This is a genomic window from Hydrotalea sandarakina, assembly GCF_003254115.1.
GTDB lineage: Bacteria > Bacteroidota > Bacteroidia > Chitinophagales > Chitinophagaceae > Hydrotalea > Hydrotalea sandarakina.
The window spans coordinates 1-19,218 of the sequence record NZ_QKZV01000010.1 but is presented as its reverse complement, the minus strand read 5'-3'; the positions used below and the strand labels follow the sequence as shown (position 1 = coordinate 19,218).

Genomic DNA, 19,218 nt, shown 5'->3' with positions numbered 1-19,218 from the left:
TAGCAAAAAAAATCCCAAGCGGGTAAATCCTATCTAATTTAAAAAATGAGCGTAGCTCAAAAAATGCAGTAAAAAAATATTTTTTTGTTGGTTGACAAAAGCACATCAATAGCATCAAACAAAAGGATGCCGACATTATAAGAATGGGCATCCTTTGTATTGGATTGTATATGCAGGGGGGTAATGTTTACGCTTTTACAGCCTTAATAAAATTGCCGTTGGCATCAAAAATTAAATCACGACCATTTACTTCAGCCTCATAATGTAAAGTACCATCAGCTAATGTAATTTTTGAGGCTTCCTTAATTTTTGCGCCTGAATGATTTTTTTGAATGTATTGCAGCACTGCAGCCGGCAAATCCGATATTTTAATGGCCACCTCTGTTTCGGTTAAATTACCATTGGCATCAAATAAAGCACTCATTTCTTTACCATTTTGGCGAAAGCCTGCTTCGTAATGGGTATCTTCTTTTTCCCATTTGGCACTAATGCCCGGAAAATGCTTGGCAAATGAAGCTTTTACGGCAGCCGGTACTGCTGTTTCTTTTAATTTTTGTGCGGTAATGGTTCCGGCAATAACCACAATACCGGCTAATAATCCCAACATTTTTTTCATACGATTACATTTTAGTGAATGAATAATACAACACAAAACTTTAACCCAATTATGAAGCAAAACTGAAGTTGCCAAACAACATTTGTTAAGAAAAGTTAAATACATTAATTTTTACATATAAACAATTTGGCTGAATAAGCCGTATTCAGTGCCATGCATTATGGGACATTTTTGGTTGGCCTTTTTTTTATGTGCCTCTACCGATTACACCTGTCCATCCATTTTTTAACAAGCTATCTTGCATTAGTTAACCTGAGAACAAAAGAGTATGAAGAAAATATTACCCATTTTATTTATTTTAATAATTGCGTATAATGATGGCTTTGCACAAAATACCGGAACAATACGCGGTATTTTGAAAGATTCAACCGGGCAACAGGTATTGCGCGATGCATCGGTAATGGCGTTGAATAGCAAAGACTCTTCTGTAGAAGTATCTACCCTTTCAGGTGCCGGTGGAACTTTTGCTTTAAGGAATGTTCCCCTTACAACTGTTATATTACAAATTAGCTTTCAAGGCTATGCACCTTATTTTAAAACTATTACCCTAAGTGCAAATAGGCCAAGTGTTAATTTAGATACCATTTTTATGGCCGTACAGGCGAAAGATTTGGGCAATGTTACAGTTAAACAACCCCCTATTGCCGTTAAAAAAGATACTGTGGAATTTAATGCCGGCAGCTATAGTGTTAAACCCAATGCAACTGCAGAAGATTTATTGAAAAAATTACCCGGTGTGGATGTAGATAATACCGGAGCCATAAAAGCACAAGGCGAAACCGTTCAACGTGTATTGGTTGATGGCAAACGTTTTTTTGGCGATGACCCTAAAATGGCTACCAAAAATTTACCACCCGACATAATTGATAAAATTCAAGTGTTCGACGATTTGAGCGACCAAAGCAAATTCACCGGTTTTGATGATGGCAACAGAGTGAAAACCATTAACATTACAACGAAAAAAAATACCCGCAAAGGCTATTTTGGCAGAGCGGTAGGTGGCATTGGCACGGATGAAAATTATGATGAAAGCTTTAATATGCACCGGTTTGATGGTGACCAGCAAATTTCATTACTTGGCCAAGCCAATGATATTAATAAACAAAATTTTACACCACAAGATATATTGGGTGGCAATACCGGCGGAAGAAGAGGCGGTGGGCCACCACGTGGAGGAACTGCAGGAGTGAATGCAACCGGTATAACAACTACCTGGGCCGGTGGAGGTAATTATAAAGATACCTGGGGTAAAAATACCGACATTACTGCCAGCTATTTTTACAACCAGTTACACACTACTAACGACCAACAAAGTTTAACACAGAACTTGTTACCGGGCGATTCTTCTACTTTCAATAATCAAAACAACTACAGTATATCCCGCAACCGCGACCATCAAATTAATATGAATATTGAAAGTACTTTAGATACCAGTAATTCAATAGTTTTTCGTCCCAACATCGTTTTTCAAAATAGTTCACCCAATAGTTCATCTACTACCTTAACAACAGGCGGACTTGGCGGCAAACAAATTAACCAATCCGTAAGTACAGGCAGTAGCACCAACACCGGTTTTAATATCAATAACGCCAATTTTATTTTCCGACACAAGTTTGCCAAAAAGTCGCGCACCTTCTCCGCCAACATTAATGTAAGCGCAGGTGCCAATAACGGTATTGGCTATACGTACGCTGTAAACAACTTTTATGTGCCATTTGTAAAAACAGATACGATTAACCAACGTTATATTGACTCAAGCAACAATTTCACCATTAGCCCAACTTTATCGTACACAGAGCCTATTGGCAAAAATCAAATTATTGAAATTAATTACAACTATAGCTATAGTAGTAACAACAGTGTAAACAAAACTTATAACTACGATAATAATGCCCACGAATTTTTACAGTTCGATAGTTTATTTAGTAACTCGTACAAGTTCACCTCACACTCCAACCGTTTAACCTTAAACTATAGAATGCAAAAAGAAAAAATCCGCTTTAGTGTAGGTTCGGGTGTTCAATGGCTTGATCAAAATAGCTTAAACACCACAAAAAGCATTTTGGTGAATACGCATTTTATTAATGTAACACCCACTGCCAACTTCATGTATAGTTTTTCGCGTACACAAAATTTACGAATTTTTTATATGGGAAGAACAGGGCAACCCTCTGTTACACAATTACAGCCTTTAAAAACAACTTCTGATTCTATTAATTTTCAAATTGGGAACCCCGATTTAAAACCTCAGTTTACGCATAGTTTAAGGGCCTTATATACTTCATTCGACCCAACTACACAACGTGTAATATTTGCTACTATTAATGCATCGGCAACGGTGAATGATATTCAAAGCTCCATTACCCAAAATCCGAATGGTGGCAAAACCACTACTTATGCTAACTTAAATGGCACCTATAATCTTTCAGGTTACTTCAATTATGGTTTTGCTTTGAATAAACCCAAATCCAATTTAAATTTCACTACCAATGTTAATTATAGTCAAAGCCAAACCCTGGTTAATAATGTTAGCAATTTTACCTATAACACTACCTTAGGGCAAACCATTAAATGGACCACTAATTTGAAGAAGATATTTGATATGAACTTTAGTTCAACTACAACTTATAACATTGCACGTTATACATTGCAAGCCAATCAAAATGCTAACTTCTACACAGAAACACTTTCAGCAGAAATAACCTGGTACAGCAAATCAGGCTGGATTGTAGCTTCTAACTTCGATTACACCTATAATGGCAATCGTGCTGCCGGATATAACACCAGTGTACCATTATGGTCGCCCAGTGTTGCCAAGCAAGTTTTCAAAAACAAATCGGGAGAATTTAGATTATCCATATTTGATTTATTGAATCAAAATACCAACGTAACACGTAACATTACTGCCAACACCATTCAAGATGTACGCAGTAATGTATTAACACGATATGTAATGTTAACCTTTACTTACAACCTACGCAATTTTGCAGGGCAACAACAAAGAATGCCGGGCATGTTCCAGGGCATGTTCCGTGGAATGGGTCCCGGTGGTTTTGGCGGCGGAATGCGGAACTTTAGAAACGAATAGTTGTTAGTTTTAACATTACGCAAAACCCCTGTTATCACTACATTTAAGACAATAACATTGCTAATGCCGCTTTTTTTTATAAGCGGCATTTTTAATACGAAAAATAATTTTGGGGAATTAACGATAAATTTTTGCCGAAAAATGTTTTTTATTTAGAAACTATATTACTTTTACGACCTGAAATTAAAGTTGACCAAATTTATACCATTTAACATTGAAACAGCAGGCAACATATATGCACAGCAACATCAACCGCTCTTTACAAATGAGCAGGGCCGCTGCATGGGTTAACAACAACTTCCGTTTTTTATTACGACGACCTCGTATCTAATATTCCCTCAAATACCTAACCCTTTTGGGTATAATGGCCTACTACAGGCCTGATTGCTATTTTCAAAACTTGCATTAAAATTTTGAACCTGAAGTGGAAAATCAACAAGAAATTATTGTACGCATTGCCAATCATTTAGACACACACTATGCATTGCGCATTACAACCGAAATGGAGGCTTCGGCTAAAGCTCGTGGAACCGGCATTGCCAAACGTTCCCCGGAATATGTGGCCAACAAAATGTTGGAAGGCAAAGCTGTTATTGCCGTTACAAAAACCGGACAATGGGTTGGCTTTTGTTATATTGAAGAGTGGAGCCATGGAAAGTTTGTAGCCAATAGCGGTTTAATTGTATCACCCGAATTTAGAAAAACAGGGGTGGCTAGAAATATTAAACAAAGAATTTTTCAGCTTTCGCGGGAAAAATATCCTGACTCAAAAATTTTTGGTTTAACTACCGGCCTTGCTGTAATGAAAATTAATAGTGAACTAGGGTATGAACCTGTTACTTATAGTGAATTAACCGATGATGAAGAATTTTGGGCAGGTTGCAAAAGCTGTGTGAATTATGATATTTTAATGAGCAAGGAAAGAAAAAATTGCATGTGTACAGCCATGCTATTCGATCCTAAAGACAAACATTCACCTAAAGAAACAACAGCCAACTTTGAAAAGAAACGTAAAGTGTATGAACGCCTGTTGCGTTTAAAACAAATTAGTTTCAGCAAAATATTTAAAAGAAAAGAAAACAACGGGCAACCAACTAAAAGCAAAAGCCTGTTTCATGATTTTTTCCCCTTTTAACCCTTTCAACACTGTAAAACATGAAGACCAAAAAAGTTGTTTTAGGATTTAGTGGTGGTTTAGACACCTCGTTTTGTGTGAAGTATCTTAGCGAAGACAAAGGCTATGAAGTACACAGTATAATTGTAGATACCGGCGGATTTACAGAAGATGAATTAAAACGAATTGAAGCGCATGCTTATAACCTGGGCGTAAAAACACATACCACTGTAAATGCTGTACACAGTTATTACGATACCATTATTAAATACCTGATTTTTGGGAATGTTTTAAAAAACAATACTTATCCGTTAAGCGTTAGCGCTGAGCGATTAAGCCAGGCTTTACACATTGCAAAACATGCACAACAACTGCAAGCCGATGCCGTTGCCCATGGAAGTACTGGTGCAGGAAACGATCAGGTGCGTTTTGATATGATATTTCATATTATGATTCCCGGCATAGAAATTATTACTCCTATCCGTGATTTACAATTAAGCCGCGAAGCCGAAATAGACTACCTGAAGCAAAAGCATGTACAAATGAATTTTGAAAAAAGCATGTATTCTATTAACAAAGGGCTTTGGGGAACCAGTGTAGGTGGTAAAGAAACATTAAACAGTAAAGGCATTTTACCGGAAGAAGCCTGGCCTACACAAGTTACTAAAACACAACCCGAAGAAGTAGAACTTGGATTTGTAAAAGGCGAATTATACACGGTTAACGGAACTACCTTTACGCACCCTACTGATGCTATTAAGCATTTACAACTTATTGCTGCACCATTTGGTATTGGTCGCGATATACATGTTGGCGATACCATTATTGGCATTAAAGGCCGAGTGGGCTTTGAAGCCGCAGCACCCATGATAATTTTAAAAGCACACCATGCTTTAGAAAAACATGTGTTAACCAAATGGCAGCTGAGTTGGAAAGATCAACTGGCAGCATTTTATGGTAACTGGCTGCATGAGGGTCAAATTTTAGATCCTGTAATGCGGAATATAGAAGCATTTTTAACCGATAGCCAACAACAGGTAACGGGCAAAGTATTTGTGCAATTGCTCCCCTATCGCTTCCAAATAATTGGCATAGAATCGCCTTATGATTTAATGAACAGCAAGTTTGGTAAATACGGCGAAATGAATACCGGATTTACCGGTGAAGATGTAAGAGGCTTTAGTAAAATATTCGGGAATCAAGTAGCTATTTTTCATAAAGTAAAAGAGCAACAACATGCACAGTAAAATAAAAGTAGGTATTATTGGTGGTGCCGGCTATACCGGTGGCGAATTAATACGACTACTGTTGCAACATCCTTATGCACACATTCATTTTGTGCATAGTAACAGCCATGCACAACAAAAGGTAAGTACCGTACATACCGATTTAATTGGCGATACGGACCTGCTGTTTACCAACACTTTACTTACAGATGCTGATGTTTATTTTTTATGCGTAGGGCATGGAGCGGCTAAAAAATTTTTAGAGGAAAATACTATTGAAAGCCACATTAAAATTGTTGACCTTTCACAAGATTTTCGTTTAAAACAAACCGCGTCAATGGGCAACCGTACATTTATTTACGGTTTACCGGAGTTAAATAAAACGGCTATTCAAACCGCAAACAATATTGCTAACCCCGGCTGCTTTGCTACCACTATTGAATTAGGGTTATTACCCTTAGCCAATGCAGGTATTTTAGGCGATGTTTTTACTACAGGTATCACAGGTTCTACCGGCGCAGGACAAGCACCTTCAGCCACAACGCATTTTAGCTGGCGGGCGAATAATATTTCTGCTTACAAAACCTTACAGCATCAACACCTGCACGAAATTGGACAAACCCTTGAACAGTTACAGGAAAATGATGGCATAGCCATTCACTTTATACCCTGGCGAGGTGATTTTACCAGAGGCATTTTTGTAAGTTCTATGATTGATTGTGCTTTTCCATTGAATGAGCTGAAAGAAATGTACCAACAGTATTACAAGGATGCTGCTTTTACGCATGTTTGCGATAGCATGATTGACTTAAAGCAGGTAGTAAACACCAATAAATGTTTACTGCATTTAGAAAAACAAGGAAACAAACTGGTAATACATAGCGCATTAGATAATTTGCTGAAAGGTGCATCGGGACAAGCAGTACAAAACATGAATTTAATGTTTGGACTACCCGAAACAGCCGGTCTGCAATTAAAAGCAAGCGCTTTTTAAATATGAATTTTCACCACTAAAGCAACTAACCATGAAACTTTTTGATGTATATCCCTTATACGATATTGCTATCACCCGGGCTTCGGGTGCTTATGTGTGGGATGATAATGGAGTACAATATTTAGACATGTATGGCGGACATGCAGTAATTAGCATTGGCCATACACATCCACATTGGGTAAAACGAATTGAAGACCAGTTAGAAAAAATTGCATTTTATTCCAACTCTGTTCACTTACCCATACAACAGCAACTAGCCGACAAATTAGGTGCTGTTAGCGGCAAGAACGACTATCAGTTATTTCTATGCAACAGTGGCGCCGAAGCCAACGAAAATGCGTTGAAGCTGGCATCTTTTCATACCGGTAGAAAAAAAATTGTGGCCTTCTCTAAATCCTTTCACGGACGTACATCCCTTGCGGTAGCGGCAACTGATAATCCGGCCATTGTTGCGCCTGTTAATGAAACAAACAATGTGGCTTTTCTTCCCTTCAATGATGTAGCAGCATTAGAACAATATTTTGCAGCTAACGGACACACTATTGCTGCAGTAATTGTGGAAGGTATTCAAGGCGTGGGTGGTATTCATATTGCTTCAGAAGCTTTTTTACAATCTATTCGCCAACAATGCAACCAATACAATGCCTTGTTTATTGCCGATAGTGTACAATGCGGATATGGCCGCAGTGGTAAATTCTTTTCACATGATTATGCCAATGTTCAGGCAGATATTTATACCATGGCCAAAGGTATGGGTAACGGTTTTCCCGTTGCCGGCATATTGATTGCTCCGCATATACCTGCTAAGCATGGTATGTTAGGAACTACATTCGGTGGAAATCCTTTAGCCTGTGCCGCAGCATTAGCCGTTTTGGAAGTGATAGAACAAGATAATTTAATTGAAATGGCTAAGCAACGGGGTATGTATTTAATGAATAAGTTGAAAGAATTTCCGGAGCTAAGTAATGTACGAGGTCGCGGATTAATGATTGGCTTTGATGTTCCTGAAAACTTAAAATCATTGCGCAAAACACTCATTTTCGATTATAAAATATTTACGGGAGAGGCAAAGCCTAACACCATTCGTTTATTACCGTCGTTAGCATTAACACGCAAACAAGCCGATGAGTTTCTGGAAACCTTACGTGAGGCAATTGACGCTGTTAAAGCAGAAGCGGTTAATCAAGTATCTGTAAAATAATAAAATGTTCATCACTACCTTAATACTACAACATGAAACAGTTTATTAGTGTTTATGATGTTATAACCTCCAATAACGGTAATATAAACAACGCCATTAACCAATTGGTGAATGAAGCATTAACCTATAAATCCAATCCTTTAAAAGATAATACATTAGGCAATCATTTGCGCTTAGGTATGCTATTTTTGAACCCCAGCCTTCGTACGAGGCTTAGTACCCAGGTAGCTGCTGCCAACTTAGGTATGGAAACCATTGTGTTTAATGTTGACAAAGAAGGTTGGGCATTGGAGTTTGAAGAAGGTGCTATTATGAGTGGTAATACCGTAGAACACATAAAAGATGCAGCTCCAATTTTAGGAAGCTATTTTGATATTTTGGCAATACGTACATTCCCCTCATTAAAAAACAGAGCAGATGATTACAGTGAATTGTATATACAGCAATTCATAAAATATGCAGGTGTACCGGTAATTAGTTTAGAAAGTGCTACGTTACATCCTTTACAATCGCTTACCGACATTATAACTATTCAGGAAAATCGGTTACACAAAGCAGCTACCGTACATAAAAAGCCTAAAGTGGTATTAACATGGGCACCACATGTAAAAGCTTTACCGCAATGTGTAGCCAATAGTTTTGCTCAATGGGTTAATGCCTGGGGCGAAGCCGATTTTGTAATTACGCATCCGGAAGATTATGCATTAGATGAGCAATTTACAAAGGGTGCCACCATTACACATAATCAGGCAGAAGCATTAAAAGATGCCGATTATGTGTATGTAAAAAACTGGAGTACTTACAACGATTATGGAAAGGTATATGAAAATGATCCGGCCTGGATGTTGACCAATGAAACGCTGGCATTAACCAACAATGCAAAAGTATTGCATTGCTTACCTGTTAGAAGAAATGTAGAATTGAGTGATGAAATTTTAGATGGGCCCAATAGCCTCATAACTACCGAGGCAGGTAACCGCGTTTGGGCTGCACAGGCTGTACTGGCTAATATTATTAAAACTATGAAGAAAGGCTAATGGAAAATTTAACCATAGTAAAAGTGGGTGGCAATATTATTGATGATGATAGTCAATTGCAGCAATTCTTGCATCTGTTTGCAACAATTCCGGGCAAAAAAATATTGGTACATGGAGGTGGGAAACTGGCCACTAAAATGGCAACAGAACTACAAATACCACAACAATTGGTAGATGGCCGAAGAATTACCGATGCAGAAACTTTAAAAATTGTAACCATGGTATATGCCGGTTACATTAATAAAAATATTGTTGCTTTATTACAACAACAGCAATGCAATGCCGTTGGATTTTCCGGTGCAGACGGCAATTTAATACAAGCGCACCAACGCGTACACCCTACCATTAACTATGGTTATGTAGGTGATGTGGATGGTGTAAATATTTCATTGATTCAGCAGTTATTGAATAATAACTACACACTCGTTATTGCCCCCATAACACATAACTTAAAAGGACAATTATTAAATACCAATGCCGATACTATTGCTTCGGTATTAGCAACTTCATTAGCTGCACATTATGCAGTAACTTTGTTGTATTCATTTGAAAAAGCCGGAGTATTAATGGATGTAAATGATGAAGCATCGGTAATTAATACTATTACTTTACAACAATTTGCACAATTAAAAGCACAGAGAATTATTGCAGATGGCATGCTGCCTAAACTGGAAAATGCATTTGCTGCATTACAAAAAGGTGTACAGCGTGTAATTATTGGCCAAGCAAACGTTTTACCCGATTTGTTACAAGGGAAGGCAGGTACAACCCTGGTTTCGGGCAACTAAAAAAATTCTTTATGCACACCAACCAAAAGGAAACAACGGTAACACATTTATCAAACGATGCCATTAACTTATTAAAAAAGCTAATTGCTACACCTTCCTTTAGTAAAGAGGAAGAAGAAACGGCAGAAATTATTCAAACATTTCTGGACAGTAAAGGTGTTAGCACGCATCAATATTTAAATAATGTGTGGGCAAAAAATAAATATTTCAATCCGGAGAAACCCACCATTCTACTCAACTCGCACCACGATACAGTAAAGCCCAATAAAGCTTATACATTACCACCATTTGAACCCATAGTTAAAGATGGAAAATTATACGGATTAGGGAGCAATGATGCCGGTGGATGCCTGGTTTCATTAATAGCTACCTTCCTGCATTTTTACGAACAACCCAACTTGGCTTACAATTTAATAATTGCCGCCACCGCCGAAGAGGAAATATCAGGCAGTAATGGTGTTGAAATTTTATTACCCCGATTACCAAAAATAGATTGCGCCATAGTGGGAGAACCTACTTTAATGGATATGGCTATTGCAGAAAAAGGATTGTTGGTAATTGATTGTACAGCCCAGGGGAAACCGGGCCACGCAGCCAGAGAAGAAGGTGACAATGCCATTTTAAAAGCAATGAAAGATATTGCCTGGTTTTCGCAATACCAATTCCCTAAAGTCAGCAACTTACTGGGGCCAGTTAAAATGAGTGTTACCGTTATACATACCGATAATAAACAACACAATGTTGTTCCGGCACAATGCCATTATGTGGTTGATATTCGAGTAAATGAATTATACACGTTCGAAGAAATTTTATCTACTATTCAGCAAAATATTCAAAGTCAATTTCAACCACGCAGTTGTCGTTTGCGTTCTACCGGTATTGCCACCAACCATCCATTAATACAAGCCGGAACTAGTTTGGGTAGAAAAAGCTACGGCTCACCTACTACCAGCGATAAAGCATTAATGCCCTTCCCTGCTTTAAAAATGGGACCGGGTGATAGTGCCAGAAGCCATAGTGCAGATGAATTTGTATATATTGATGAAATTACTAACGGCATAGCATTATACATTGAATTACTCAATAAAATTTTATTACCCAACCCTTCCTAAAAATCATTCATCACCTTCCTAATATTTAAACTATGAAACTTTGGCAAAAAAATAGCGATGCATTAAAGGAAGTTGAACAGTTTACTGTTGGCAACGACCGCCAAATGGACCTGTACTTAGCCCCATTTGATGTGTTAGGTTCATTGGCACATATTACTATGTTGGCTTCAGTAAACCTTTTGGAACATAACGAAGCTGTGTTATTGAAAAAAGAATTATACCATATTTATCATAAAATCAGTAACGGACAATTTCATTTGGCCGATGATGTTGAGGATATTCATTCACAAATAGAATTATTATTAACTGAGCAATTGGGCGATATAGGTAAAAAAATTCACAGTGCCAGAAGCAGAAACGATCAGGTATTGGTTGATATTAAACTTTTTTTGCGCCACGAAATAACGCAAACCACCTATGCCATTGAAAAGTTTTTCAACCTGTTACAGCAACTAAGTGAACAATACAAAAATTATTTATTACCCGGCTATACCCATTTGCAATTAGCCATGCCTTCTTCGTTTGGTCTTTGGTTTGGTGCTTATGCCGAAAGTTTGGTTGACGATTGTATTACCTTACAAGCAGCTTATAAAGTTGTCAATAAAAACCCATTAGGCAGTGCTGCCGGTTATGGCTCATCTTTCCCTATTAATAGAACACTTACCACACAGTTATTGGGTTTTGATGATTTAAATTATAATGTAGTATATGCACAAATGGGGCGGGGTAAGGCAGAACGTATTACTGCACAAGCATTGGCCAATTTTGCCGATACTTTAGCAAAGTTGAGTATGGATATGTGCTTATACCTAAATCAAAATTTTGGCTTTGTTTCTTTCCCTGCGCAATTAACAACCGGCAGCAGTATTATGCCGCACAAAAAAAATCCTGATGTATTTGAATTAATTCGTTCACATTGCAATCGCATAAAAGCGTTACCCAATGAAATAATGTTACAAACCACCAATTTACCATCAGGCTATCACCGCGATTTACAATTATTAAAAGAGCATTTATTTCCTGCATTTACCACACTTCGCCAGTGTTTAGAAATGGCAGGTTTAATGTTAGAAAACATTGAAATAAAAGAAAATATTATTCAAGATGAAAAATACCGTTATCTGTTTAGCGTAGAAGAAGTGAATAAATTGGTATTGCAAGGTATTCCCTTTCGCGATGCATACAAACAAATTGGCTTACAAATAGAATCAGGTAATTTTACCTATAGTACCGACTTGCATCACACGCACGAAGGCAGTATTGGGAATTTATGCAATCAACAAATACAACAACAAATGCAATCAACTTTAAAAGGGTTTGAGTTTAATAAAGCTGCCACTGCCATTGAACAATTATTGGCATCGGCTAAAAATGAATAATTACAGAGAATTTTTAACAATACAGACACCTATTTTAAAGCCTAATTCAAATTTCTTACTTATCATTGTGCAACAAATAAAAACATTAAACAATTAAATAATCATTTTCTACTATTAACCATTTTGCTGTATATGAATAAATTATTTCTTTCTTTAACTCTACTGTTAGCAGTTATTAGCTTACAAGCACAAACAAAAAAAACTACTACTACACACACTACTGCTAAACCAACACAAACACATGCACCACAATTATTGAAAACCGAAAAAGATTCTGCAAGCTATGCGTTGGGTATTAGTGTTGGCCAATCATTAGTAGCGCAAAATCTTTCAAACATCAACACGGAATTGTTTGTAAAAGGATTAAAAGAAATTACCCAAAAGCAAAAAGTAGCATTAACGGATGCACAAGTAATGAATATCATTACCGCTTATGCAGCCAAAATGCAGGAATTGAAAACACAGGAAAATATTGCTGCAGGAAAAAAATTTTTAGAAGCCAATGGCAAACGCCCCGGTGTAGTTACTTTACCGGATGGTTTACAATATGAAGTTTTAAAAACAGGTACCGATACTACTAAACCCACTTTAAACGATAAAGTTACTTGCCATTATCATGGAACCCTTATTGATGGAACTGTATTTGATAGTTCAGTTGATAGAGGTGAGCCTGCAACCTTCCCGTTAAATGGGGTTATAAAAGGTTGGCAAGAAGCTTTACAATTAATGACGGTAGGCAGTAAATGGAAAATTTATTTACCTTCTGACCTAGCCTATGGCAACCGCGGTGCAGGTGATAAAATTGGGCCCGGTGCTACACTTGTCTTTACAGTTGAACTATTGGGTATTCAACATTAAAATAAAAAAGTAAACCTAAACTTACCCTTAAAAAGGAAAGTGTATTGCAGTTTTAACGAAACAAATATGCCCAATATTTATTATTTTCGTTGGGTATGAATGAATTGTACACGTTTATTTGGTTAATTGTTACGCTTTTATTCATTGGCTATTTTGCAGGTTATGAAATTGCCTTTTTAAGCGCCAATCGCTTAAGCATTGAATTAAAAAAGAAGCAAGGACGGAACGGGGGAATTATAGTAAGTAAATTTTTAGAAAAGCCCACACAATTTATTGGCACTTGCCTAATTGGCACCAATTTGTTTTTAGTTGCCTATGGTTTGTTATTCGATGAATTGCTAAACTCTAGTATCTGGAATTTTTTTAAACGCTTCTTCGATATTGAGAACAGTTATTTAAAACTGGTTTTCAATACCTTCCTTTCTACTTTAATAGTATTAATATTTGGCGAGTTTATTCCTAAAGCCATTTTCAGGGCACGAAATGATAGCTTATTAATTGTATTTGCCCCATTGGCCAAATTCTTTCATAACATTTTTCAGCCATTGGCATTATTCTTTGTTGGTATTTCACAATGGATTTTAAAATACATTTTTAATGTTCCAATAAAAGACAAAAGTGAAGTTTTTAGTAAAGTAGATTTAGAACATCTATATCAACAAAATAAAGACAACGATGAAGAAAATGCAGAAGTGAATAATGAATTATTTGAAAATGCATTAAGCTTACCCATGGTAAAAATTCGCCAGTGCTTAGTGCCCAGAACTGAAATTGAAGCAGTTGAAATAAATACCCCGCTGGAAGAAGTGAGAGAAAAATACATTCAAACCAAATTGAGTAAATTAATTGTGTATGAAGATACCATTGACAATATTTTAGGCTACATACACCAGTTAGACTTATTTAAAAAACCTGCATCCATTAAAGATATTTTGTTGCCCATACCTACGGTACCGGAAACCATGAGTGCTACTGACCTTATTAGTAAATTTTCTAAAGAACGCAAAACCATTGCCTGGGTGGTTGACGAATTTGGCGGCACAGCAGGAATAGTAACATTAGAAGATGTATTAGAAGAAATTTTTGGAGAAATAAAAGATGAATACGACACAGAAGAACTGGTTGAAAAACAAATAGCGGAAAAAGAATATTTATTAAGTGGTCGTTTGGAATTAGATTATTTAAATGAAAAATATCATTTAGAATTTAATGATGAAGAGTCTGAAACCTTAAGTGGTTTTATTATCAATAAACATAGCACCATTCCCAAACCCAAGGAAAGAATTATTATAGGCCCCTACCAATTTGATGTGCTGAATGTGAGTGAAACCCGCATTGACATGGTAAAATTAAAAATATTAGAATAAATTGAGCCGAAAATGAACGCCTTCACCGGCTATAAATTGTTAAATAGATAATTTTGCGTTTTTGCTGCCTTCATCCCTTTAACTTTGCGCAAATTGAATTGTATAAACACCAGCAATGGCAAAATTTCGGAGAAAAAAAGAAAATACGGATACTGCAGAAATGACCTTTATAGATCATTTGGATGCTTTAAGAATGCATATTATCCGCAGCGTATTGGTTATATTCATCAGCAGTATTGTAATTTTTATATATCGTAACTGGGTATTCGACAATATTATTACCGGCCCCATTAATCCTAATTTCATTACTTACAGGGTATTGTATAAAATAAGCCATTGGTTGGGCTTGGGCGATGGATTGGCATTACCCCCCGTAAAAGTAAATATGCAAACCACCAGCTTTGGCGGGCAATTTTTGGGCAGTATTACCCTTTCTTTTACAATGGGTGCCATTGTTTCGGCGCCTTATGTGTTTTGGGAATTATGGCGCTTCATAAAACCGGCTTTAACAGAACATGAATTAAAAAATACCCGCTTCGCCATTTTTTGGGTATCCTTTTTCTTCTTCTTGGGTGCGGCATTTGGCTTCTTTTTATTAGGCCCCTACACCTTCAATTTTTTAGCCAATTTTAAATTGGGTACTTTATCCATGCTGGAATCAAGGCCAACACTTACCGATTATTTAGAGAACCTTACCAACATAATATTAGGTTGTGGTTTAGCATTTGAGTTACCGGTAGCAACACATGTATTAACCCGTATTGGCTTGTTAACACCCATGTTTATGCGTCGCAGCAGGCGATATGCCATCGTTATTTTATTAACCATAGCCGCATTCATAACCCCCAGCCCCGACTGGATGAGTATGATGATTGTTTTTGTTCCCTTAATGGCATTGTATGAATTCAGTATTCTGGTAGCTGCCAAAGTTTATAAGGAAGAACAGAAACGCGAAAAAGAAGAATGGGGATAGATAATGACTGTTCTACCATTAGTGTAATTCTTTTCTAATTTCAGTTAATCGCTTCGTAATTTCGGATCCTTTATAGTGAAGTTGATCATACATTAGTCTGCCAACTTTCACGTACATGAATGTTTTAATTTGTATTACTAAAACCAATTACACATGATGAAGAAAATGTTACTCGTGGCTGCGTTGTTTGCCACCTGGCAATTACAGGCGCAGACCGGCGATGATGCTGCCCAAAAATTTGCACAGCTTATTACGCCTGCAGCTTTAAAAGAAAAATTAACCATTTTAGCCAGTGATGAAATGGAAGGCCGCGAAACCGCTATGCCCGGTCAAAAAAAAGCCGCCGCTTACATTGAAAGTGAATTTAAAAAATTCGGCTTAAAGCCGGGCAATGGCAACAGCTATCAGCAATACTACCCCGTTTATCAAGATGAATTAACCGGTGAACAATTCCGCATTAATGGTGTAAGCTATAGCTGGGATAAAGATTATAATTTTTCTATCAATGCGCTGCAAGATGGCCAATTTAATTATCAACAAATAGTATTTGCCTGCTATGGTATTGTTGATGAAAAAGCTGGCATTAATCAATATAAAGGTTTAGATGTTGCCGGTAAATTGGTAGTAGTATTGGAAGGTGCACCCAAAGATTTAATGGAAAAAATTAATGCCCCCAATAACCGCTTTAGTCCTTTTGGTATGTATGCAAAAGTAATGGCTGCTCGCCGCTTAGGGGCAGCAGGAATTTTGTTGGTATCAAAAGAATACCCACGAGAAAAGCCTGTTTCAAAAATGGGTAATATGTACTTAAAAGCCAATGAAGGAAAACCATTTATCAATGCTACTATTTCTACAGCAATGGCCTCTGCTTTATTAGGAAGAACAGCCCCATTAAATTGGAATGATTTAGCTGCCATTAATCCGGGTACCTATACAGCCGATGTACAAATAGCCATGCACAAAAAAACCAATGAGTTACAAAGCAGCAATGTAATTGCTATTTTACCCGGTACCGATAAAAAAGATGAATATGTATTTTTAACTGCGCACTACGACCACTTAGGTAAGCACGACGGTAAAATATATTATGGTGCCGATGATGATGGCTCAGGCACAACTGCAGTATTACAAATGGCTGAAGCCTTTAGTGCTGCTGCCAAAAAAGGGTATAAACCCCACCGTACCATTGTTTTCATGACGGTGAGTGGGGAAGAAAAAGGCTTATGGGGCAGTGAATATTATTCTGAACATCCCATCTTTCCTTTGGATAAAACTTCCGTTGACTTAAACACCGATATGATTGGGCGGATAGATACTGAACGCAAAAGCGATGACACCCTGAATTATGTTTATGTAATAGGCCACGATAAATTAAGCAGTGAATTACCCATTATTAATGAAGCTGCCAATAAAAAATATGTAGGTCTGAATTTAGATTATAAGTACGATGATCCGCGGGATCCTAATCGTATTTACTACCGTAGCGACCACTATAATTTTGCAAAAAAAGGAGTGCCTATTTTATTCTTTTACGATGGTATGTTGTTAGCCGATTATCATAAGCCAACCGATACTGTTGATAAAATTAATTTTGATTTGATGAGCAAAAGAGCACAAATGATATTTTATACCGCATGGGAAATGGCCAATCGTAACAATATGTTGTTACGCGACAAACCTCTGAATATGCCCAATGCCCGTTAATTAGTTTTATTTTGCTATATGCAACAAGAAGCCGTCTCATTACTAAAATTTGAGACGGTTTTTTTATTTTTCAATATCTTCGATAAAAGTTTATTTTTTTATATATAAATGAAAAATTTAGTTTTAAGCGGCAATTTTCTTTCTTAAATTGTGTGCTAAAGCCATTAAACCGAACTCAAGTTCTGTTTTTTGGATTCCCTTTAAAGAAAATCGTCTAAAATTATGGTTGTGTTTGAGTTGTGCAAATACAGGTTCAACATCGGCTGTGCGTTGTTTTCTTTTTTGTAAACCTTTTTCACTTGTAAGTAGTTCTCTTATTTTTTGTTTGTGTCTTTCAAGATTGTGATTTCTTTCTATACTCCTATTTCCTTTTCCTTTAAAACACTGAACTCGCAGTGGACAACCTTCGCAGTTTTTGGCTTGGTAATGTGATAAATGTTGTGTGTATCCAGCTTCGGTAGTTTTTTTACTTTCGTGAGTTTTGTGCATTTTTTGTCCCATCGGACATACATAATAATCTTCTTCTTGGTTGTAATGAAGATTTTCTTTGCTAAAGGGTTTATGTTCCTTTTGATAATTTTTGTCTTGTTCTTTGTCAAAAGTATTGTACTTCACATAAGCCGTTAATTGTTGTTTTTCAAGGTAATCATAGTTTTCTTCGCTTCCATAACCAGCGTCAGCGGTGATGTCTTCTAATTCTTTAAATACTTCTTCGCCGTAGGTTTCTTTGAAGTTTTCTAAATGTGGTTGTAAGGTCTTAGTATCTGTTGGATTTTGGTGTAATGTGTAATTAACGATGATTTGATTTTCAGTAGATATTTGTGCGTTGTAACCTGGTTTTAGTTGTCCGTTTTGCATGTGATCTTCTTTCATTCGCATAAAAGTAGCATCAGGATCAGTTTTACTGTAGGAGTTTCTTTCACCCAAATTAGCTTCTTGCTCTTCGTATTTTTGAAGATTTTTTTCAAAATTTTGTTTGATGTAACGCAGTTTTGCTTTGGCTTTTGATGTAGCTTTTTCATTCCCTGAGAGCTTGGCATCGATTTGTTCTACCGTTTTTTGAATAACTTCTTTACTGATTTCTTTAAACTCAGGTGGTTCTGGATTTGGGTCATCATCATTGGAGATGCTTTGAGTATAATTCCATAATTCCTCTAACTGAGTAAGCATTTTAGCTTTGTTTGTTTTGATGCTATTACCCCAAACAAAGGTATATCTTCCTGCTTGTGCTTCTATCTTTGTGCCATCGATATAAATTTGTTTTAATGAAATCAATCCTTCAGAAGCCAACATTAATACTACTTGTTTGAAAATTTCTTTAAAACTATCCTTTAACTTATTGCTTCTAAATCTATTAATAGTGTTGTGATCAACTATGGTCATTCCGGTTAACCACATAAAATTTATGTTTTCTCTAATGGCTAATTCTATTTTCCTGGAAGAATACGTATTAGTCATGTAAGCATACAACATTACTTTGAGCAACATTTTTGGATGGTAAGCTGGATTACCCTCTTTACTGTATGCTTTTAATAATGGTTGGATGTTGATAGATTCCACAACTTGGTCAACTACTCGAACAGGATGTTTCTTAGAAATAAGGTCGTCAAACGAATAGGGCAAAAGTGTGATTTGTCGTTGATTGTAATGTTTAAAATTCATATATAATCGTCTGTAAATCAGATATAAATATACAAAAAATCACTCTTTTATACAAGAAAAAAACATAAAAAAACCGTCTCTAGTTGTGAGACGGCTTCT

15 protein-coding genes are annotated in these 19,218 nt (G+C 36.7%); 13 read left to right on the top strand and 2 right to left on the bottom strand.

Annotation, left to right across the window (positions count from 1 at the left end; genetic code table 11):
• Window positions 1-187: 187 nt before the first annotated feature.
• The gene (locus LX80_RS12685; RefSeq protein ID WP_170120459.1) at window positions 188-616 is read right to left on the bottom strand and encodes a PepSY-like domain-containing protein; all 429 of its coding nucleotides are present in this window, start codon (window positions 614-616) and stop codon (window positions 188-190) included.
• 268 nt (window positions 617-884) lie between these two features.
• Here LX80_RS12685 and LX80_RS12680 point away from each other — a divergent pair, with 268 nt between their 5' ends.
• The 13 genes from LX80_RS12680 (at window position 885) to LX80_RS12620 (ending at window position 17,457) form a co-directional block, all read left to right on the top strand.
• On the top strand, window positions 885-3,704 hold the full coding sequence (locus LX80_RS12680; protein WP_111297028.1) for a TonB-dependent receptor: 2,820 nt from the start codon (window positions 885-887) through the stop codon (window positions 3,702-3,704).
• A gap of 424 nt (window positions 3,705-4,128) precedes the next feature.
• Window positions 4,129-4,839 (top strand): GNAT family N-acetyltransferase, encoded by a 711-nt coding sequence (locus LX80_RS12675; RefSeq protein WP_211307774.1) that lies wholly within the window; start codon window positions 4,129-4,131, stop codon window positions 4,837-4,839.
• 20 nt (window positions 4,840-4,859) lie between these two features.
• The gene (locus LX80_RS12670; RefSeq protein WP_111297027.1) at window positions 4,860-6,065 is read left to right on the top strand and encodes an argininosuccinate synthase; all 1,206 of its coding nucleotides are present in this window, start codon (window positions 4,860-4,862) and stop codon (window positions 6,063-6,065) included.
• The gene (gene argC, locus LX80_RS12665; protein ID WP_111297026.1) at window positions 6,055-7,038 is read left to right on the top strand and encodes an N-acetyl-gamma-glutamyl-phosphate reductase; all 984 of its coding nucleotides are present in this window, start codon (window positions 6,055-6,057) and stop codon (window positions 7,036-7,038) included. Before LX80_RS12670 ends, argC begins: the two co-directional genes overlap by 11 nt.
• Window positions 7,039-7,069: 31 nt before the next feature.
• Window positions 7,070-8,239, top strand: coding sequence for an aspartate aminotransferase family protein (locus LX80_RS12660; RefSeq protein ID WP_111297025.1), 1,170 nt, complete (start codon window positions 7,070-7,072; stop codon window positions 8,237-8,239).
• Window positions 8,240-8,271: 32 nt separating this feature from the next.
• Window positions 8,272-9,276 carry a Rossmann-fold NAD(P)-binding domain-containing protein gene (locus LX80_RS12655; protein WP_111297024.1) on the top strand — a complete coding sequence of 335 codons (1,005 nt, stop codon included), beginning with the start codon at window positions 8,272-8,274 and terminating at the stop codon, window positions 9,274-9,276.
• A complete protein-coding gene (argB, locus tag LX80_RS12650; protein ID WP_111297023.1) occupies window positions 9,276-10,064 on the top strand; it encodes an acetylglutamate kinase in 789 nt (262 codons plus the stop codon). The genes LX80_RS12655 and argB overlap by 1 nt, the downstream gene beginning before the upstream one ends.
• Window positions 10,065-10,075: 11 nt before the next feature.
• Window positions 10,076-11,176: a M20 family metallo-hydrolase gene (locus tag LX80_RS12645; protein ID WP_111297022.1), complete on the top strand. Its 1,101-nt coding sequence runs from the start codon at window positions 10,076-10,078 to the stop codon at window positions 11,174-11,176.
• A 32-nt stretch (window positions 11,177-11,208) separates the two neighbouring features.
• On the top strand, window positions 11,209-12,555 hold the full coding sequence (argH, locus tag LX80_RS12640) for an argininosuccinate lyase (protein ID WP_111297021.1): 1,347 nt from the start codon (window positions 11,209-11,211) through the stop codon (window positions 12,553-12,555).
• 132 nt (window positions 12,556-12,687) lie between these two features.
• Entirely contained in the window at window positions 12,688-13,413 is a 726-nt protein-coding gene (locus tag LX80_RS12635) for an FKBP-type peptidyl-prolyl cis-trans isomerase (protein ID WP_111297020.1), read from the top strand.
• A 95-nt stretch (window positions 13,414-13,508) separates the two neighbouring features.
• Window positions 13,509-14,780 (top strand): hemolysin family protein, encoded by a 1,272-nt coding sequence (locus tag LX80_RS12630; protein ID WP_111297019.1) that lies wholly within the window; start codon window positions 13,509-13,511, stop codon window positions 14,778-14,780.
• A 115-nt stretch (window positions 14,781-14,895) separates the two neighbouring features.
• On the top strand, window positions 14,896-15,753 hold the full coding sequence (gene tatC / locus LX80_RS12625) for a twin-arginine translocase subunit TatC (protein WP_111297018.1): 858 nt from the start codon (window positions 14,896-14,898) through the stop codon (window positions 15,751-15,753).
• Between the two features lie 153 nt (window positions 15,754-15,906).
• Entirely contained in the window at window positions 15,907-17,457 is a 1,551-nt protein-coding gene (locus tag LX80_RS12620; RefSeq protein WP_111297017.1) for a M28 family peptidase, read from the top strand.
• A 123-nt stretch (window positions 17,458-17,580) separates the two neighbouring features.
• Here the strand turns inward: LX80_RS12620 and LX80_RS12615 are convergent, their stop codons facing one another.
• Window positions 17,581-19,119, bottom strand: coding sequence for an IS1182 family transposase (locus tag LX80_RS12615; protein ID WP_111296236.1), 1,539 nt, complete (start codon window positions 19,117-19,119; stop codon window positions 17,581-17,583).
• Between the last annotated feature and the right edge of the window lie 99 nt (window positions 19,120-19,218).